This window comes from Chryseobacterium mulctrae, from assembly GCF_006175945.1.
Lineage (GTDB): Bacteria > Bacteroidota > Bacteroidia > Flavobacteriales > Weeksellaceae > Chryseobacterium > Chryseobacterium mulctrae.
Map to the genome: position 1 here is coordinate 1380581 of NZ_VAJL01000001.1, position 18337 is coordinate 1398917.

Annotated in this window: 15 protein-coding genes and 15 tRNA genes; 3 read left to right on the plus strand and 27 right to left on the minus strand. The window is 32.9% G+C overall.

Going from position 1 to position 18337, the window contains the following annotated elements; translation table 11 throughout:
• Window positions 1-5 precede the first annotated feature (5 nt).
• The 27 genes from FDY99_RS06120 to FDY99_RS06240 all read right to left on the minus strand — a co-directional run bounded on the left by FDY99_RS06120 (window position 6) and on the right by FDY99_RS06240 (window position 15418).
• Window positions 6-569 (minus strand): metallophosphoesterase family protein, encoded by a 564-nt coding sequence (locus FDY99_RS06120; RefSeq protein WP_139419997.1) that lies wholly within the window; start codon window positions 567-569, stop codon window positions 6-8.
• A gap of 201 nt (window positions 570-770) precedes the next feature.
• The gene (locus tag FDY99_RS06125; RefSeq protein ID WP_139419999.1) at window positions 771-1784 is read right to left on the minus strand and encodes an RNA ligase, Rnl2 family; all 1014 of its coding nucleotides are present in this window, start codon (window positions 1782-1784) and stop codon (window positions 771-773) included.
• A gap of 11 nt (window positions 1785-1795) precedes the next feature.
• Window positions 1796-2167, minus strand: coding sequence for a cyclic-phosphate processing receiver domain-containing protein (locus tag FDY99_RS06130; protein WP_139420001.1), 372 nt, complete (start codon window positions 2165-2167; stop codon window positions 1796-1798).
• A gap of 4 nt (window positions 2168-2171) precedes the next feature.
• Window positions 2172-2717 (minus strand): 3'-5' exonuclease, encoded by a 546-nt coding sequence (locus FDY99_RS06135; protein ID WP_139420003.1) that lies wholly within the window; start codon window positions 2715-2717, stop codon window positions 2172-2174.
• Between the two features lie 13 nt (window positions 2718-2730).
• Window positions 2731-3501 carry an ATP-grasp domain-containing protein gene (locus tag FDY99_RS06140; protein ID WP_139420004.1) on the minus strand — a complete coding sequence of 257 codons (771 nt, stop codon included), beginning with the start codon at window positions 3499-3501 and terminating at the stop codon, window positions 2731-2733.
• Window positions 3502-3626: 125 nt separating this feature from the next.
• Window positions 3627-4112 carry a ribonuclease H-like YkuK family protein gene (locus FDY99_RS06145; RefSeq protein WP_139420006.1) on the minus strand — a complete coding sequence of 162 codons (486 nt, stop codon included), beginning with the start codon at window positions 4110-4112 and terminating at the stop codon, window positions 3627-3629.
• Window positions 4113-4331: 219 nt separating this feature from the next.
• Window positions 4332-4404 (minus strand) — tRNA-Gln (locus FDY99_RS06150).
• 87 nt (window positions 4405-4491) lie between these two features.
• Window positions 4492-4564, minus strand: a tRNA-Phe gene (locus FDY99_RS06155).
• A gap of 107 nt (window positions 4565-4671) precedes the next feature.
• Window positions 4672-4745, minus strand: a tRNA-Leu gene (locus tag FDY99_RS22940).
• 7 nt (window positions 4746-4752) lie between these two features.
• Window positions 4753-4826 (minus strand) — tRNA-Leu (locus tag FDY99_RS06160).
• A 108-nt stretch (window positions 4827-4934) separates the two neighbouring features.
• A tRNA-Glu gene (locus FDY99_RS06165) sits at window positions 4935-5007 on the minus strand.
• A gap of 169 nt (window positions 5008-5176) precedes the next feature.
• A tRNA-Tyr gene (locus tag FDY99_RS06170) sits at window positions 5177-5263 on the minus strand.
• 180 nt (window positions 5264-5443) lie between these two features.
• Window positions 5444-5525: transfer RNA gene (locus FDY99_RS22945), tRNA-Cys, on the minus strand.
• Window positions 5526-5835: 310 nt separating this feature from the next.
• Window positions 5836-5907, minus strand: a tRNA-Asn gene (locus FDY99_RS06175).
• Window positions 5908-5913: 6 nt separating this feature from the next.
• Window positions 5914-5987, minus strand: a tRNA-Met gene (locus FDY99_RS06180).
• A gap of 93 nt (window positions 5988-6080) precedes the next feature.
• Window positions 6081-6153: transfer RNA gene (locus tag FDY99_RS06185), tRNA-Glu, on the minus strand.
• Window positions 6154-6159: 6 nt separating this feature from the next.
• Window positions 6160-6231 (minus strand) — tRNA-Pro (locus FDY99_RS22950).
• A gap of 288 nt (window positions 6232-6519) precedes the next feature.
• Window positions 6520-6593, minus strand: a tRNA-Lys gene (locus FDY99_RS06190).
• Window positions 6594-6600: 7 nt separating this feature from the next.
• Window positions 6601-6674: transfer RNA gene (locus tag FDY99_RS06195), tRNA-Arg, on the minus strand.
• A gap of 8 nt (window positions 6675-6682) precedes the next feature.
• A tRNA-Ile gene (locus FDY99_RS06200) sits at window positions 6683-6756 on the minus strand.
• 99 nt (window positions 6757-6855) lie between these two features.
• Window positions 6856-6928: transfer RNA gene (locus FDY99_RS06205), tRNA-His, on the minus strand.
• Between the two features lie 845 nt (window positions 6929-7773).
• The gene (locus FDY99_RS06215; RefSeq protein ID WP_139420010.1) at window positions 7774-8790 is read right to left on the minus strand and encodes a tetratricopeptide repeat protein; all 1017 of its coding nucleotides are present in this window, start codon (window positions 8788-8790) and stop codon (window positions 7774-7776) included.
• Window positions 8783-10432 (minus strand): APC family permease, encoded by a 1650-nt coding sequence (locus FDY99_RS06220; protein ID WP_139420012.1) that lies wholly within the window; start codon window positions 10430-10432, stop codon window positions 8783-8785. The genes FDY99_RS06215 and FDY99_RS06220 overlap by 8 nt, the downstream gene beginning before the upstream one ends.
• Window positions 10416-12818 (minus strand): hypothetical protein, encoded by a 2403-nt coding sequence (locus FDY99_RS06225; protein WP_139420014.1) that lies wholly within the window; start codon window positions 12816-12818, stop codon window positions 10416-10418. The genes FDY99_RS06220 and FDY99_RS06225 overlap by 17 nt, the downstream gene beginning before the upstream one ends.
• On the minus strand, window positions 12809-13552 hold the full coding sequence (locus FDY99_RS06230; RefSeq protein ID WP_139420016.1) for a hypothetical protein: 744 nt from the start codon (window positions 13550-13552) through the stop codon (window positions 12809-12811). The genes FDY99_RS06225 and FDY99_RS06230 overlap by 10 nt, the downstream gene beginning before the upstream one ends.
• Window positions 13525-14658 (minus strand): AAA family ATPase, encoded by a 1134-nt coding sequence (locus tag FDY99_RS06235; protein WP_139420019.1) that lies wholly within the window; start codon window positions 14656-14658, stop codon window positions 13525-13527. Before FDY99_RS06235 ends, FDY99_RS06230 begins: the two co-directional genes overlap by 28 nt.
• A 121-nt stretch (window positions 14659-14779) precedes the next feature.
• Window positions 14780-15418 carry a hypothetical protein gene (locus FDY99_RS06240; RefSeq protein WP_139420021.1) on the minus strand — a complete coding sequence of 213 codons (639 nt, stop codon included), beginning with the start codon at window positions 15416-15418 and terminating at the stop codon, window positions 14780-14782.
• 201 nt (window positions 15419-15619) lie between these two features.
• Between FDY99_RS06240 and FDY99_RS06245 the strand changes: the two genes are divergently transcribed.
• From FDY99_RS06245 to FDY99_RS06255, 3 genes are all read left to right on the plus strand, one after another.
• Window positions 15620-16132, plus strand: coding sequence for a YceI family protein (locus FDY99_RS06245; protein WP_139420023.1), 513 nt, complete (start codon window positions 15620-15622; stop codon window positions 16130-16132).
• Between the two features lie 116 nt (window positions 16133-16248).
• The gene (ygiD, locus tag FDY99_RS06250) at window positions 16249-17073 is read left to right on the plus strand and encodes a 4,5-DOPA-extradiol-dioxygenase (protein WP_139420025.1); all 825 of its coding nucleotides are present in this window, start codon (window positions 16249-16251) and stop codon (window positions 17071-17073) included.
• 57 nt (window positions 17074-17130) lie between these two features.
• Window positions 17131-18294, plus strand: coding sequence for a carboxypeptidase-like regulatory domain-containing protein (locus tag FDY99_RS06255; RefSeq protein WP_139420027.1), 1164 nt, complete (start codon window positions 17131-17133; stop codon window positions 18292-18294).
• The last annotated feature ends 43 nt before the right edge of the window (window positions 18295-18337 follow it).

Genomic DNA, 18337 nt, shown 5'->3' on the forward strand with positions numbered 1-18337 from the left:
CTTTGCTAATTTCTTGGCGCAAAAGGAGGCGTCCATTTCTTTTTCTTCATCAATTCTTTGATCTCTTCGTAAGAAACAGGATAAAAATTATGGCAATCAACTCCTACATCAATGCTCAAACTCATTTCGTCATCCGATAAAGTTCCGTGAGAATGACCGTACAATTGCCATGTTCCGTGATGAGAACCGTTCCAGGTGCGCATTGCGTAATGAAAAAGCATGATTTTCTGTTTGCCCATTTTATGACTTTCGTCTTCCACATAAAGTTCGTAGTAATCTTTAATCCACTCGAATCTTTCCGGAACCCGAAGCGCAGAATATTCATGATTGCCTTTTATCAGATGAATTTTTCCATTTAATCTGTCTAAAATTTCTTTGGTGAAATCTGGCTTTCCTAAACTTACATCGCCCAAGTGATAGACAGTATCATCTTTTCCTATTTTTTCGTTCCATCGTTTGATGAGTTCTTCGTGCATTTCCTCAATCGACTCAAAAGGCCGCTCGGAGAATTTTATAATATTGGCATGACCGAAATGATGATCTGCCGTAAAAAATATATTTGTTTGCATTTGTTCTGTTTTTTTAATTGTTTGTTTTTTTAACCACAGAAGTTTTACTAAATATTTGTCATCCTGAAAGAATCTAAATATAGATTGCTAAAATCTTTTTTCTAAAGCTTTTGCTTAGATTCCTCAAGAGTGACAAACGTTGTGGAAATGTTTTAGTTTAAATTTAGTAATTAACCAATTTTCGACGCTAACTTACCAAAACTAAACTTTCACGGTCATCAACTCTTCTTTTACAACATCAATGACTAAAGAATTCAATTTTTTATTGATTCTTTTTTGCTCTTCTTTTTCTATAGTTGTGAAAGCTTTCGGAAAATCTTTTTCAAAATCTTCTAAAATATCCTTTGAAAAGAAACCAATCACCTTTCCAATTATTTTTGGTTCGAATTCTCCAATTTTGCTGATAACGTTATTCAATCTGTTTGCAGTAGCATATTTTGAGATTTCATTCCAAATATTCTGAGCATTTTCGCTGAAGCGAACTTCTTTTTGAATTGGTCTGTCTTTTCTAACCATTTTAGATTTCTCAGTCCATTTTTCATTTTTATTTTTCAAAATGACTCTTGAACCGTTTCCAAAATATTTAGTTTTCAATGTTTTGATGATAGTTCCTTCACACATATTATTCTCGATTTCCGGTAATCCCAACCAAGCCGGAATTTTAGAATCGAAATCATTCGGAAACTTTAAAGTTTCTTCCAAAGTCCCTGTAAACAAAATTTTTGCATAGAAAAATCCGGTTTCATCGAAAATTTGGTTGACCAAATCTGTATCCAAATAAGTAGTTCCATTTAATTTAATATCGAATGCATAAAATTCGTTGTAAGGTACATATTCAACACCTTTTTGAACTTTTATTGCATCTTTTACAAGTCCAACTTCTTTGTGTTTGTAACCACCTCCGAACAATTCACCGTAGATAACCACAGTTTCAATATCCGGATAAATGGTTTTAACTTTTTCGAAAACTTCAATTACATTTTTTCTGTAACGTTCTAAAATCTGATGTGCATTGTAAAATTTTTCATCCTTTTCGATGAAAGCAGTTCTTTTTGCGATTTTAATTTCCTTTCCATCGGTAAAGAAAGAGAAATTAGCACCGTGAACTTTTTCCTGCACTATGAAAACTTCTTCCCAAAAACCCTGCAACCTAATCTGATCGATGATGCGGGTTTGGTAAGCATTTTCTATAGAGTTATATGTTTTGAAAATCATTTTTTTAATTTTTAATAGTTTTTAAAGTTTTTTAAAAGGCTCTCAATATTTTGCTTTCCAACAGGATTCATAGAGTGACAATAGAATTTTGGTAAATCTAAATAGTTATCCATACAATATTCCACCAACCATTTTGCACAATCGTAGCCTGTTTTTTCAACAAATTCCTGAGAATTTGGTTCTAAATAATGTTCATCAGCAAGATCATGGTCAAAAGAAATCATTTCCGGAAGTCCTTTTTCCAAAATTCTGTTGACAAACTGCTCATAATTACGAACAATATGCCAATCTTTTCTGAGGAAAACATCCTGTTTTGTATAATGATACGCCTCAATAGGATATCTTATATCATCCAGAAACAGTAATCTTTTTGTGAGTTCCATTGCCTTAATTTTTTAAAACTTGATACAATAATTTTGCTGTATTAAAAGCGTCATCTGCACCATTATGATTACTCCCTTCAAATTCTATATTTCTTGTCTGAAGTTCTTTCAATAGTCCAATTGGCTTTTCACCAGTCATTAAACTTATCAACACTTTCAAATCAAGATACGTTTCACTAAAGGGAAATTTAATATCAAATTCTTGACATTGACTTTCCATAATTGATTTGTCAAATCCACCATAACCAGCGTATGTTCTTCGTAATGAATTGTATCTGTTTTTGATATTTGAACAGGCTTCTTTAAAAGGAGTTCCTTCTTTTTCTAGTTTTTCAGGCGTAATTCCTGTCAATTCTGTACAATATTCGCTTACTTCCGATTGTGTCGGTTTTATCAAATAGCTTCTTTTGTCTTCGATATTTCCGTCCGACATATTGAGTTTGCAAATTCCAATTTCGATAATTTCTCTTTTTTGATCTTCAGGAGTTTGCCCTTTTTCCCAACATGTGGCTTCGATATCTATGACAATTACTTTGTCGTATAAAAACATTTTAATTTATTTTTTAATTGGAAAAGTAAATATTCAATGCTTTAATAATACTTTTCACGTTGGTGTTTGGATAAAACCCGGAACTGTTGATACAATTTATTTCAACAATTTTCCAACCTCTGTCTGTTAAACAAATATCCATTACAAAAGCTTCTTCAAGATTGAAAAGTTGAATCATTTCATTGGCGAAACTCAATCCTTCTCCTGAAACATTTTCTTCGAAAGGTGCATTATCATTAAATTTATAATATCCTGCATCGATAATCTGTCCGCCAACAATCCAAAGTCTAGCTTCTTTTATTGTTAGTTTCGCTTCAGAAATCTGAACTAACGAATCTCCAGTAATTCTGTTAGCTTGATTTTCCAAAGCCTCAAAAACAAAATCTTTCCATTCCAATTCGTTGAAAACTTTTCCTGTAAAAATTTTTGCTTCATCATAAGGTTTGATGAATTTAATTTCACCTTTTTTCCAAATCAATTCTTCTGAAATTTTATGAATGGAAACTTTGTGATTCAAAAGGTTTTCACCATAATATTTTGAATACACTTCATACAAATGATTACCTCCGTAAAAAGAACCAGGAAACCAATCGGTATTTTGTTTTGCCAATCTTGCAATTGTTACCGAAACAAAAACATCTTTTCTGTCTGTTTCGAAGTCTATTTTTTCTGCTGTTGGAGGAATATTAATTACACTGTAATCAATATTCAATTCTTCCAAAGCATCAAAAATTTTATAATGATCGGGGTCTAAATACACATTAGCCTGAACTAAAAAATACATGGTTATTAGTTTTTAAAGGTTCTTTTATTTAATTTTTTTGATGGAAGTTAGAAGCGGGATGTGAGAAGTTAATATTCATACAGTTAAAAAACTTCCAGCTTACTACATCTCGTTTCCCGCTTTTATCATACCATTATATCAGCACAATTTGAACTTGCAAATGCGTAAGGTTTTGCTTTAAATATATACCCCATTCCCAAAATATATCCCATCGCATCTTTCAAAGCAACATTGGATTTAAAATCCGGGTCGGTGTTAATGTCTGCGTGTACCTCCATTTCCACATCATAAGTTTCCAGAATTGAGCAAATTGCATAAGCGATTTCTACGGATTTGTTGACCTCATTCAACATTCGCTCTTTGATACTGATATTCTGTATTTCTCTTTCTTTTCTGATAAAGGTAAACGCTCCTTTTCCCTCACGAATAAAGACAACTGCCGTAGCATAATTAATGGCGTCACCGTAAACGTGGGAGTCTGAACCCACACAAACTTTCAGTCGGTGTCCATTTGCCTGTTCGCGAATGATGGCTTCTTCTACCAGCTGTGTGATAGAATGTTGGAAAATTTTTCCTGTCATGTTTTGCCATGTTTGTTGTTGCGTTTCCATTTTTTCTACATGTTTTAAATTTGTTTTGTTGAAATTTTTATTAATTATTATTTGAATATCCATAATTCATCTTAGTGCTTATTTTAACGCAAAGTCCACAAAGATTTTTTACTACTAAATACTTTTAAAGTTCGCAAAGGCGTTTCACTCAGCAAAGAGCACAAAGCCTTTTTTAAATTCACGCTTTAGCAAAATTCACCATTGAACATTCACTTTTTGTTGATTCATCAGGACTCGAACCTGAACAACAAGAGTCAAAGTCTTGTGTGCTGACCAATTACACTATGAATCAATTCATTAGTAACGAGTAATAGGTAATTAGTAATTTTTTTTGTGTAATTTAATTACTCATTGCTCATCACTTATTAATCATATCCTGCGGAACAGACAGGAATCGAACCTGTACCTTTAGTTTTTCAGACTAACGTGAAGACCTGCTACACCACTCTTCCATTTTTATAAGTAATGAGTAATTGGTAATTAGTAATATTAAAATCATACTTCAATTAGTGTTTGCAATAATTACTCATCGCTCATTACCCATTACTTATATTTTTTGTACCTCTCCCCAGATTCGAACTGGGACTTTACGAAGTTTAAGACCGTTTTCTCTGCCAATTGGAATAGAGAGGCAATTTTGTACGGGAAAAGGGAGTCGAACCCTCAATATCTTGAGCCTAAACCAAGTGCGTCTGCCAATTCCGCCATTCCCGCAAGTTTCTATGAGGAATAAGTAATGTATAATTAATTATATAAATTCTTCCTTAATAATTTATGCTGGTAATAATTACTCATTGCACATTACCCATTACTCATATTTTGTACTCTATAAGGGAATCGAACCCTTGTTTTCTGCTCGAAAGGCAGTCGTCCTAAACCGTTAGACGAATAGAGCATTTTTCTTGTGAATGTGGAATCTTCAATTTGCTTTGCAGTCAAGTTTTAAATTCACTTGCGTAGCAAAATTCACTATTCACATTTCACTTTTTTTGACCACTAACCAGGAATCGAACCTGAACAACAAGAGTATATTTCCTGCATGCTTCCTTTACATTATAAGCGGTTGGTGGAAGTAGTAGGATTCGAACCTACTCAGCAATGAAGCAACAGATTTACAGTCTGCCCCGACTCTCCAACTTCGGCGTACTTCCTTTTTTATAGATGATAATTGATAGAAGATGAATGATTTTCATTCTAACTTCTAATTTCTAACATCTAATTTCTCATTTGAAGAAAACAAAGCCTGTCTTTTATTTTTAGTTTGATGTAAGAACTTCTTCGCTCGACAAACTTTTCTTTTTCTTCGGAACTAATCTCATTTTAGTTACTTGAGATGGTTATGGGATTCAAACCCAGTCAGCTTACACAACGGTTTTGCAGACCGCCCCGACTCTTCCACTTCGGCGAACCATCGTTTTTTTTATTAGTTGTTGGTTTTTAGTTGATAGTTTTTAGAAAATATCACGTTTCTAAATTCTAATCTCTAATTGAAAAAAAAATAAAGCCTGTCTTAATTTTTTGTTTGATATAAGAACTTCTGCGCTTTGACAAACTTTATTCTATCTAAAAATTTATATTATATTTAAAACTTTAATCTTTTGCTTTATTTTTTGAGTTAAGAAAAAGCCTGTCTATATTTTTGTGTTTTTTTGGCGTAAAGATCTTCTGCTCTCGACAAACTTTTTCTTTCTCTCTTTTGAAACAATTAACATTTAGTTATTTGCGATTCTGGAAAGATTCGAACTTTCAACTTCTGGTTTAACAGACCAGCGCTCTACCATTGAGCTACAGAATCATTTTGTAATTTCGGAAAGGCTCGAACCTTCAACCTTCGGCTTATGAAACCGATACTCTAACCTATTGAGCTACGAAATCTTTTATGTGAACTGCCAATTATCAATTCCCTTTGCTATCAATTTTCAAATTCACTTACGAAGTGAAATTCACTATTGACCATTCACATTATTGCACTCCATAAGAGAATCGAACTCTTATCTACTGCTCGAAAGGCAGCCGTCCTAAACCATTAGACGAATGGAGCAAATTGTCTGGAAAGCAAGATTCGAACTTGCGACCTCCCGCGTCCAAGACGGGTAAACAACCACCGTTATCTTTCCAGTTTTGCAGATTCACTTCAAAAATCTTTTCCGAGAGACAGTCGGATCGGAAATTTTCCGTGAATCTTTGCGGTCTATGCGAGATTGTTCATCATCACATATATTTTTTCTTTTGAATTCACGAATGCTTTGCATTTCGAACTCGCAGTGCCTGAGCGACAGTCAGGCAGGTTACCATTACCTCAATAGACCTTTTTATGTGAATCGTGAATTGTCAATTCGTTTGGCTCGTCAATTTTTAAAAATCATTTGTGAAACAAAATTCACCAATTCACTTTTCTCCTTTTTTGTAACCCCAGAAAGATTTGAACTTTCAACCCCCGGTTTAAAAGACCGGTGCTCTAACCATTTGAGCTATGGGATTCTATTTGTAATCTTAGAAGGGTTCGAACCTTCAATCTTTGGTGTCGTAAACCAACGCTCTATCCAATTGAGCTATAAGATTATATTTTGTAATCCCAGAAGGACTCGAACCTTCAACCTTCGGCGTATCAGACCGATGCTCCAACCTATTGAGCTATGAGATTATTTTAATCTAGTGAATGGTCAATTATTAATTCACTTAGCTTGTCAATTTTTAAAATCTTTTTGCGAAATAAAATTCACTTTTGACCATTCACATTTTTGGGTATCTTCGGGGATCGAACCCTGTTCTCCGGTGCCACAAACCGACGCTTTACCAAATAAGCTAAAGAAACCATAAAAAAAGCGCCTCTTTTCGGGAGGCGCTTTATATTTTTTGACGTGTCGCTATATTAGCTGACCCATTTATATAAGCACCTTTTATCCACAAATTCACTATCAAGAATACACGCAAATCCCATCGGCTCTTGTCCGTCTCGTCCTGAATACTGATTAGATATGTTATGTAATTGTTTCATTATATTCTTGTTGTTTAAAATTGTTTTTTTGAAAAGATCAAAAACGTGTTGCTTTTAATTTTCGGTTGCAAAGTAAGTATGAAATTTTTAAATCCGCAAATTTATTTTTAAACCAACTACCTGTAAATCAATTTGTTATATTTGGTTTTTAGAATAGGAAATTTCTGTCCGTAATATTTTACAGATATCAATTTTACCTAAATGACTGTCTCTCATTGGTTTTCCTATCACGTCTTATTTTCTAATTATTTGTTCATTGTTGATTAAATTATTTTCACTTTTATGGTTATTTTTTTTCATTCTAAATAATTTCCGCCCTAAAAACACAAAAAACGCCTCAATGACCGAGGCGTTTTTGCAGTATTTTGATTAAATCTTTACGGGTTTACGGTAAATAATTTTCAAAGCAAGCACATTTCGCCTCATTAGATATCATCCATTCATATCCAAACGATCCCTTTATTACAGGGCGATCGCATAGATTTAAACTGATATGTGCTCTTTGTATTGTCATAATTTTATTGGTGCAAAGATAAATGTTTTTCTTAATATGTTTTTTTATTTTGTCATTGCGAACGAACGTGAAGCAATCTATTTTATATCATATTTACTTTGAGATTGCTTCGTCGCTTTGCTCCTCGCAATGACGAATCAGCATTGTTATTAATTTCTAAACATTTTATTTCTCCCCGTTCTGTATCTCGAAATATCTTTTAAAATCACCTCATCTTTTGGATTAAAATGCTTCAGTTCATTGATGATGGAAGAATGGTTTTCTATGTTTTCGGCAATGATCTCGTAGGCAATATTTCTTGTTGTTTCCTGTAGTTTTGAATCTTTTTTAAACTCATGCTTCATCGCTTCCAGATAAATTAATTTCTTATCAGAAGGAGTTTTGAGGTATAAATTCTGAATTGTATGGTTCAGATCTTCAATGGTATTAATATTTACAAAATAGTTATTCAGACAGTTAAAAGCATCTTTATTTTCTTCCCAACCTTGTAAAAGAATTTTCTGAGCTTCTTCCGGAACATTCATTTTTTTGCGGTAAATAAGAGAAGCTTTTACCATTTGATCATTGCTTACATAATCTTCAACAACCATTTGGTAATAAGAATTCGCATTTTTGGTGTCATTAATTTGCATATAAAGATCACCCACTTTTTCTTTTTGCTCAAGCTCTTTATACAGTTCAATAGATTTTTGATATTGTTTTGCTTTTTCAAAACAAGACGCAGCTTCCGATTTATTTTTTAATTTTTTAAGGTAGATCACGGCAGCTTCGTTGTACAAACCGCCATCTTCAAGCGTTTTTGCGCCACGATAATTGTCATTCAGCAAATTCATATAGACTTTTGCAGCTCTTGTATAATCTTTTTCGGCAATGTATTTTTCGGCTAATTCTTCGTACTTGTTTCTGATTCTGTCAAACAAAGAATTCTCAAGGTAAAAATTTCCTCCACTACCTTTTCTTCCTGAAGAATTTCCAGATTTTTCTTTATTTTCAAGAGCGATGACCACAAAAAATATAATTACTAAAACTACGATGAAAATGACCAGATTTCCAATAACGCTCCAAAATGTTTTCTGAAAAAACTCAGCAAAAATCGCAATGATTTTGATGATTGCTAAAACCACAAGCGCTCTCAGAAACTTATCGATAAACTTCTGCTTATTCATTTTCTTCAGATTTTAAAATGGTTTTATCTTCCCTGAAAAGCCTGTACAAAAGAAGAGCTACACAAATAATCAATATCCAGACAAACCAATTATAGCCAAACATTTCGATGATCGGATAAAAAATATAGCTCAACAACGCAATCAGAACAACCATGAGGAAGATCTTGATTCCTACCGGAACATTTTCGCCACCGAAATGTATTTTTTTCTTTTTAAAAAGGAAAGAATACAATCCTACAGCTCCTGTCAATAAAACAATCAGCCAAAAAATCTCTGATGCCGAAACTTTTTCAGAATCACTTGACTCACCTTTATTTCCTTCAAGATAAGCCTGTGAATTTTCATCCATCTTAGAAACTGGCGGCTCAATAGTTCCGTAGCGTTTCCCTAAAGAGTCAGCCATCAAAATCTGTTTTTTATTAAGTACCATTTTCACGACACCTTTATCGGCTGGTATTCCGTTTCCTTCTTTTTTGATAGAATCTGTGATTTTATTTTGTAGTTTTTCGGTATTTTCTGTAATTACTTTTACTATTTTTTTATTGTAAATCGTTTTGAGAGAATCTTTTGTTTTTCCTTCATCAATTCTATATTTCTCAACATCTTTCACCACATCATCCATTGATTTTTCATGAAATTCTTTCGTTGCTTCATGAAAATCACTCATCAATTTCCCTCTTCGTTTTCTGTAAATAGAATCAATTTTTATATCGATATCAGTAATCCCTGATTTGAAAGCCAAAATTTTTCCGATCTTGTTTTGCTGTTGAACTTTCCCTGAATTCACATGTTCCTCGGTCTCATCCTTAATCAACTGAAACCCGATTCTCGCAACTACAATTAAAATGATAAAAACAAAAAAGATCCAGCGGTAATTCCCAGAACCTGAGTTTTCACCTGGAGAATTATCACTTCCACCAAAAAAGTTTTGAAACCAGTTTCCAAATTTGAATTTACCAAATCCATCTCCTCTTGAAGTTCCCATTACATCCAGCGGAACTCCCAATTCTACAGTTCTTTCGGGATATTTTTCAATATATTTTAAATATTTTTCGATTTCCTTTTTATTTCCTGCCATTACTTTTTTCATATCAAAAGGCAGGTTTTTCATCCACTCTTCTTCGGTTTGTGGTTTTTGAAGCGCTTCCATCACTTGGTCATCATCCATGTCCACCATAAAACTTTTAATTTCTTTGGGGATTGTTACTCCGTTTGATGGTTTTCGAATCTTATCTTCTGATTGTTTAGGATGATTAATTAATGCAATCCAATCAATTTCTTCATTCAGTTTCACCAACCCGAACTCGGGATGCATCACCAAAAAATCAGCATTGATATTTTGCCAGTCTTCAGGATTGAATTTAGGATAAAAAGTAGTGTTTTCAGGGATGAAAAGCTTGTCTTCAACACATTGAAAATAAGAATTCTTGCCAATTTCAGAAGGTGCCAAATTTTTAAAAATCAAAAAGCATCCATACAAAATATTCGGTTCATTGGAAGGAATTGGAAATGACCGAACTTCATTTAAACCGATCCCTAAAATTTCCATTTCGTGTAACCACGTCAACGGTGAAGAACCTTTAATTAAAAGTCCTTTTTTAGGATAATTATTTTTCGGAAAAGGTTTAATTCTCAGTTCCATATTCTACAATTTGATGAATAAATGGTTCTAAATATTCCAAAATCATGTCTTCCATTTTTCTTATTTTCAGCAAAGTGGTTTCAGGCAAATAATATTCTGAACCTCCAAATTCTGTATGACTCGCCAAAGCCAAATAGCCAGATTCTGTAGATGGAATATAAAACTCCGGAATGTTTTGATTACTGCTTTTAAAAGTCAGCATTCCACGGGAATCTGTAATAATTTCACTGCCTTCAGAAAATGTAAATCTATTTTTATTTTGCTGAGCAAAAATCTTCATCGGATATTTATTCCTGTAAAAAACCAATGAATTATCATAATTCTTGGTCAGTTCATTATTAGAAATCACTAATCCAAATTCAGTATTGATTCCGACATTATTGAAATTATTTAAAATTTTAACTCCAATATTGTTCAGTTTATTGAGTTCAGTTTCAACTTTTGAATTATTTTTATCCATTTCATTAACCTTGTCAAAAGTTTCTTCTAAAGAGATATCACCATCTAAGTTTATCCTGTAATTGTAAGGAATTTCAATTTGATGTAAATAAAAATTTTTATCAAAATAGATCAATTTATGCTGATGGGGAATTTTTTGTCCAGACAAATTCAGTTCAGAATATTCTTTTGTATTTAAGTTTAATTTAGAAATCAATTTTTTATCTCGTTGATAATGGCATAAAATAAATTGATGTTGTTTGTTTTTAGCTAAAACAAACTGACCTTTTGGTCTCACCGAAATATCTTCAAATAAAACTTCGCAACCCCGATGAATTTTATACTGATCATAATAATTTTTATTGTAATAATTATCTGACAAATAAGTTTTTAGCAACTGTTTTTTAGAACTTAAAATAAAAAACTCTCCTTCATACAAAAATGTAGCAATTCTGTTTTTTGAAGTTGGAAATAAAATCGGATAATTCAAAGGAACATCTGCTTTTTTGCTTCTCAGAGAAGTGTTTTTTTCTCCTTTTTGATTTTTCTTTGGCGGATTTGCCCATAATTCCTGCAACGGAAGCATGATTTTTTGAACGTGTTTTCTTGTTCCTTTATGATGCTTGTAAAAATTCAGTTCGCCTTCTGCAGAAGTTGTCACCAAAAATTTTAGACGATCCCGATTTTCGTGAATGACTTTCTGTAGCTTTTGATTTTCTAAATTTTCCTGATTGGTAATAAAAAAAACTTCAAGATCTTTCTCGGTATGCTCTTCACTAAAAAACTTTTCCAATGACTGAGAAACTTCCAAAACCGGACTTACAATATTGAGATGATCGATCACCTCCTCCACTTGATCAAGTTTGATCGGAATTGAATTTTGTCCCAAAGCAAAAACTTTACATTCGGAATGCGCTTTCGGATGTTTGATAACTGCAATTGCTGATGCAAACGCCAAAACTTTCGGAGTTCCCCAATTTTTCAGGGAAGTATCTATTAAAATAATTCTTTCAAAAACATTTTCTTCAGGCGGAATTTCACGCTGAATATACAATGCTTCATTATTTGCAACACGATTCATAAAAACCTCATCTTCATTGGCAAATTCCGACAAAAGCATTCTGCTGAAATCGCCTTTGTTGGTCATATCAGAAACACCGCCAATCGGTTGTTCACCGCGAGAAAGATGACGCATTGGAATTTTAAGTCCGCTCCATATTCTTTTAATTAAACTTCCAACCTGGAAAGTTTTTGGTTCTTCGATGAGTTCCTGAATAAAATCTTTATCGGTTTCTATTGTTGTTTCTTCTTCAATAACTTCTTCTTCAATATCAGCAATTACCAAATTACCTTTCATTACTTGAATAATCATTTGACTTGAAGGAAATTTTTCATTCAAAGCAACCAAGATCCCTAAATCTTTGGAAAACTTCGAAACAGTAATTTCTATTTTCTGTGCTGAATCGGCAATTTTTCGTGAATTTCGTAAATATCCATTTAAAATATATTCCGATTGTTTTTCCGAAATATTATTGGACGCATACTTGAATATTGTCTGTAAAAGAAGAACTCTATTTTTTCCTTTTTTATAATTGTGATGGAGAGATTTTAATGTTTCTAAAAATTGAAATGCAGGACGAATCAGATGTTTAACATATTCATGCGCTGCCAAAGGATGTTTTCTGAGATTTGTTTTAATACCTTTTAGATCTAAATATCCTTCATTTGTTGCATATAAAGCTAATAAAAGAGGGCTCAAAATTGGTAAACCGTTAAGTTTAAGCTCCTTCAAAATCTCAATTAGATAAGGTCTATAAACAACAGCCCCAAGATTCTGAAACGAAATAAGATTATTTTCATTATAGCCGGTATCGTCCGGAACATCCTCATCCGTTGTCCATTCCCAGAAATAACTTTCGTAAGATTGGAAATATTCTTTTAATTCCATTCCTGTGATTTTTCAGTCAGACGAAATGAGCTTACAGATAGTTTTCTGAAATCTTCTTTTTTGATTGGTAAAACACTTCCGTTTTCGCTCCATAAAAGCCAATCTTCGTTGCATTCATTATATTTTCTTTGCAATAAAGAACTCAGATTTTTAAATTCAAAATCAAAACCTGTTGGTAGAAGATGATCATCTTTTAACCAAAAAGTTTTTCCGGGAAAGCTTAATAATGGAGTTCCCATAAACAATGCTTTATCATTAATGACGATCCAATCCAGTTTTTCTAATTTGAATTTTGGTATTGTAATAATCGCTTCTTTAATTTCTGAAATTGAACATAATAAAGCCATTGCAGGTTGCTCTTCTTCACTTGGTTTTAATTTAGCTTCAATCTTTTCATCAATTCCAAAAAAGTTATTATTTGAAATAGGAAAAGTGAGTTTTAAAGCTTTATCAATCGGAGTCCACAGCAAAGCGGTTCTCATTTTTTTACTCGGAACCAATGCATTTTTTCTGAATAAAAGTCCATCCCTCAATTCATACAAAATAAAATTCGGCAACTGCTGAATTTCCGATGAAGCAGCCTGTTCATCAGTAAAACCTTTCAGCCAAATCACTTCTTCATCCATCGCAATCTGAACATTTTTCCAGTCTCGAATTGCACCAAGAAAATCTTCATCCGCTTTTGGAAGTTCTGCCCAAAAAGTTTTTATACTGTTTGAAGAATCTTCTGCCATAAACTTTCGATTTCTTGTTGAATGTATTGTTTTTGTTCAAGATTTCTGATCCAGTCGCATCGGGTTTGGAGATATCTTAATTTATCTTTTATCACGTTTTGTTCCTCAAAACTTAATGTTCCGCTATTCCATTTTTCGATCAGGATTTTTACATCTTTCATCACCTCTTCAGGATTGGGAATTTTATTTTGTAAAGCTTGCGGATGAGATTTCGGATGGTCGTCTTTTTCAATCGTTCTGTTGATAATTCCTTCTAAAATTTCAATCTGCTCTTCGGTATCCCAAATATGTTTCAACACCCATAAATCTGAAAGAATCGCTTCGTTTCTACCACAAATTAAAGCACTTGCCGCGATTAAATTTTGCAGTTTCACAGCTCTACGATCGGAAATCGCAATTCCTGTATTTCTAAGATTGATAATCGTATTTAAATAAACTTCATAAATCGGTTTCAGGTCTATGTTTTTACACAAATTCTGAAGCTCTCGGATTTCATCTGAAAAGATTTCGGGAGTTTCGGTTTCCAGAATATTTTCGAGTTTTCTACCAGCTAAAAGTACTTGTTGAAGAAGATCAGGATTTACATTATCAACATTAATTCTAATTAAAAAACGGTCAAAAAGTGCATTCAAAGCTTCATCTTCAGGAAGAACGTTACTTGCACCGACAAACATCAATGCTGGAAGCTTCCTTGTTTCTTTTCCTCTTTTGAAAATCTTTTCATTTAAAGCCATCAAAAGAGAATTTAAGATTGCCGAATTGGCATTGAAGATTTCATCCAGAAAAACCATCGATGCTTCAGGCATCATGCCTTCTGTGTTGGTTAACAATTCTCCTTCTTTTAATTTTCTGATATCAAAAGGACCAAAAATTTCGTTCGGTTCTGTGAAACGGGTTAATAGGTATTCAAAGTTTTTACCGTCTGTCACCGTATTTGCCAATGTTCTTACAATGGCCGATTTTGCGGTTCCGGGAGGACCATATAAAAATGCATTTTCTCTTGCCAGCAAACAGATTCCGAGCAAATCTACAACGTCATTTTTCCCGACAAAAGTGTCTTTAACAAAGGCGAGAACTTTGTTTAGTTTTTCTATATTTTGAGTCATTTTTTCTTTATATTTTTTCTTGCTTTTGCTTTTTTAACGCAAAGAGTGCAAAGTTTTTTTAATAAGCTAACCGTTTTTAAGTTCGCAAAGGCGTTCTACTCAGCCAAGAAATACAAACAGATTAGTTTTCTACTATTTTTAATTCTCTCCAAAAAATATCTTTGTACATTCCAAATTCTGCGATCAATAAATGATTGATGTAAGGAATTTCGGCGAGTTTATAAGCTTTCTTTTCTACAATTCTTTCAAGATATAATTTTCGGTAGGTTTTGTCTTTTAATTCTTCTTCCCAATTGATTTTTTCAAGATTTAAATCTAATCCAATTCCTGAATAATGAAACTGATGTAAAATATTTTCCAGCATTTTCACCAAAGGATCTGTAGAGTCTGCAACCTGAAGTGCATCGAGCAATTGTGGTAAAAACCTCAACGACAAATCTGCAGATAAAATTGCGGAAACATCTTTTTCACCTTGATATTGCGGAATCAGTTTTTCTAAATCTTTCGCCGTATCTTTTCTTATTAAATACAACTGAGCACTGTGATACAAAATTTTCGCCGCCCAAATGGCAGCTTCTTTACGGAATGGAATCTTATCGGATAAAAAATCTAATCTTTCTTTTTCAAATTCAGATTCAAAAAAATCTTCCGCATCATTTTCTTCTTTTTTAATCAATGTTTTAAGATCTGAAAAAATAGTCAGTGCGCCCTCTTTTCTAAGAAGAAATAAAGTGTCTAAAAACGGGGATTTATTTTCCATTGCCTAACAAAAATAGAATTATTTTCTTTAATTATTTATGAATTTTAAAACCTGAAACAAGATTTACTTCTTTAATGAATAAAAAACTACAGAATTCTCATTAAATTTATATTAAAATTAATTTCTTATCCTAAATCAATGAATCGGAAATCATTCTTGCCTTAGATTTGCATTATAAATAACAAAAAAAAAATACATACAATGGCTACAAAATGGAATTTAGACCCAGCGCACAGTGAGATTACTTTTAAAGTAAAACACATGATGATTTCTAACATCAAAGGTAACTTTACTAATTTCAATGCAGGAATCGAAGCTGAAGACGATACTTTTGCCAATGCAAAAACTACCGCCACAATTAATGTAGACTCTATCTCTACTCATAATACAGACAGAGATAATCACCTGAAATCTGCAGAATTCTTTAACGCAGAAGCTAACCCAACGATTACTTTTGAGTCTAATGCTCTTAACAATTCTGTAACTGGAAATCTTACCGTAAACGGAGTTACAAAACCAATTACTTTGGATGTAGATTTCGGAGGTATCAACGTAGATCCTTGGGGAAATACAAAAGCTGGTTTTTCTTTTGAAGGAAAAATCAACAGAAAAGATTTCGGTCTTAACTGGAATGCAGCTCTTGAAGCAGGTGGTGTAATGGTAAGTGAAGAAGTGAAAATTGCAGGTGAATTGCAGTTTGTAAAACAAGCTTAATTTTAAAATAAGTTTCTGCAAGCCACAAAGCGTGGAATAATGAAATAATTAGTTTTTTAAATCAGAAGGTTCAGGGATTATTAGTTAACCTTGAACCTTTTTTAATCTTAGTAAAAATGAATCTCAACGATTTACAGAATATAAGCAGCCAGTTTAAAAATTCGCAGAAAATGCCGATTCTTTTTCTTGGTCATGGCTCTCCGATGAATGCCATTGAAGAAAATCAGTTTGTTCAGGGTTTTAGAAATGTGGCAAAAGAGATCCCAAAACCTAATGCGATTTTGTGTATTTCTGCACACTGGTTTACTCGCGGAACAAAAGTTACTGCAATGGATATGCCCAAAACGATTCACGATTTTGGTGGTTTTCCGCAAGCTTTGTTTGATGTGCAATATCCAGCTCCCGGAAATCCTGAATTGGCACATGAAGTTGCTGAAATTTTAAATCCAATCGTTGAAGAAGATCACAATTGGGGACTTGATCATGGAGCTTGGTCGGTTATTAAACACATGTATCCAAACGCTGATATTCCCGTGATTCAGTTGAGTATTGATTATACAAAACCGCCTCAATATCATTTTGATTTGGCTAAAAAATTAGAGAAATTAAGAGAAAAAGGTATTTTAATTATTGGCAGCGGAAATATTGTTCATAATCTAAGATTAATTGACTGGCGAAACATTGATACTGTTGGAGCGGGTTGGGACTGGGCAATCGAGGCTCGTGAAAAAACCAATAACTGGCTTCTTGACGGAAATTTTCAGAACCTGATTGATTATCAAAAACAGGGAACTTCTTTGCAATATGCTATTCCGACACCTGATCATTATTTGCCATTGATTTATTCTTTAGGTTTAAAAAATAAGTCTGAAGATCTGGTTTTATTTAATGATGATTTAATCGGCGGTTCACTGAGTATGACGAGTGTAAAAATCGGTTAAATAAATTCCTTTTCAACCACTTTTTTTATCACTATAAATTTAGTAATATTGCTTACCATGAAAAAAACAATATTACTCTTCTTAATGATTTGTCCTTTTTATGTGCTTCTGTCACAATCCATAAATGGCACAGTCGTTAATGATATCGGCAAACCGATTGCCGATGTTAACATTTATCTTGACGGAACAAAGACCGGAACTGTTTCTACAGCAGACGGAACCTTCTCATTAAGTATTTCAAAAAACAATAATTTAGTTTTTAAAAAAGATAACTATGAGACATTTATCGTAAATACTTCGGAGATTTTAAATAAAAAGTTAAAAGTTGTTTTGATCAAGGCCGAGGAAATTGAAGAGGTTATCATTATTCCCTTTACAGAAAAGGCTTATAAAGATTACATCAATTATTTTCTTACTTCTTTCATAGGTACAGATCAGACTAATGTAAAGATTAAAAATCAACGTTCCCTGAAATTTTCGTATGATAAAACGAATAGAATTTTAAGAGTAAAAGCGCCACAAACCTTAATCATAGAAAATAAAAACTTAGGTTATATAATTGACTATAACCTTCAGGATTTTGTTGTTGATTTTGAAAATAACACTACAAGTTATTTGGGTACGAGCTTTTTCAAAGAAACTAAAAATACAGATAAAGTGAAGCTCAACAGAATGAATGCTTATGACGGAAGCACTTTTCATTTTCTAAGAAGCATGTATGGTGGAAAAGTTAAAGATGAAGGCTTCATCGTAAATCAGGTAACCAAATTTCCTAATCCAAAATACCCTACTGAGGAAGAATTACGGTATTTAAAAGATTTTAAAAAAACTTTTAAACCTACGAAAAACATTGTTATTCCGGAAGATATTCAGGATATTATAAGCCGTAAAACTGGCGAACCAGAATACAAAGTCGCAGTTACAAAATTTAATATTCCCGAAACCGATTACATCAAAAAATCTGATGGTAAAGTATTACTTGATTTTAAAGATATTCTTGAAATAAAGCACAACAAATACTTTTATGAGCTTAAAAGCAAGGAAATTGTGAGAAGTAAACTTCCTGTACAACAATCATCAAACATTCATTCTAATGACGGAATATTCGAAATCTACAGTAACGGTAACTGTTCAAATCCTGCAAACCTTATGCTTCAAGGAGAATTCACCAAAAATAAAATTGAATTTCTTTTGCCTTTAGATTACCAATTAGGAGATTGATAATCACTAAAATTTTTGCACAAAAAAAATCGGAAGATAAATC

Coding starts and splice junctions, on each gene's coding strand:
- FDY99_RS06135 (WP_139420003.1), bottom strand. CDS start 2,717: ATGTTTTTATACGACAAAGTAATTGTCATAGATATCGAAGCCACATGT.
- FDY99_RS06215 (WP_139420010.1), bottom strand. CDS start 8,790: ATGAATAAGCAGAAGTTTATCGATAAGTTTCTGAGAGCGCTTGTGGTT.
- FDY99_RS06225 (WP_139420014.1), bottom strand. CDS start 12,818: ATGGAATTAAAAGAATATTTCCAATCTTACGAAAGTTATTTCTGGGAA.
- FDY99_RS06220 (WP_139420012.1), bottom strand. CDS start 10,432: ATGGAACTGAGAATTAAACCTTTTCCGAAAAATAATTATCCTAAAAAA.
- FDY99_RS06145 (WP_139420006.1), bottom strand. CDS start 4,112: ATGGAAACGCAACAACAAACATGGCAAAACATGACAGGAAAAATTTTC.
- FDY99_RS06125 (WP_139419999.1), bottom strand. CDS start 1,784: ATGATTTTCAAAACATATAACTCTATAGAAAATGCTTACCAAACCCGC.
- FDY99_RS06255 (WP_139420027.1), top strand. CDS start 17,131: ATGAAAAAAACAATATTACTCTTCTTAATGATTTGTCCTTTTTATGTG.
- FDY99_RS06130 (WP_139420001.1), bottom strand. CDS start 2,167: ATGGAACTCACAAAAAGATTACTGTTTCTGGATGATATAAGATATCCT.
- FDY99_RS06240 (WP_139420021.1), bottom strand. CDS start 15,418: ATGGAAAATAAATCCCCGTTTTTAGACACTTTATTTCTTCTTAGAAAA.
- FDY99_RS06230 (WP_139420016.1), bottom strand. CDS start 13,552: ATGGCAGAAGATTCTTCAAACAGTATAAAAACTTTTTGGGCAGAACTT.
- FDY99_RS06140 (WP_139420004.1), bottom strand. CDS start 3,501: ATGTATTTTTTAGTTCAGGCTAATGTGTATTTAGACCCCGATCATTAT.
- FDY99_RS06235 (WP_139420019.1), bottom strand. CDS start 14,658: ATGACTCAAAATATAGAAAAACTAAACAAAGTTCTCGCCTTTGTTAAA.
- FDY99_RS06245 (WP_139420023.1), top strand. CDS start 15,620: ATGGCTACAAAATGGAATTTAGACCCAGCGCACAGTGAGATTACTTTT.
- ygiD (WP_139420025.1), top strand. CDS start 16,249: ATGAATCTCAACGATTTACAGAATATAAGCAGCCAGTTTAAAAATTCG.
- FDY99_RS06120 (WP_139419997.1), bottom strand. CDS start 569: ATGCAAACAAATATATTTTTTACGGCAGATCATCATTTCGGTCATGCC.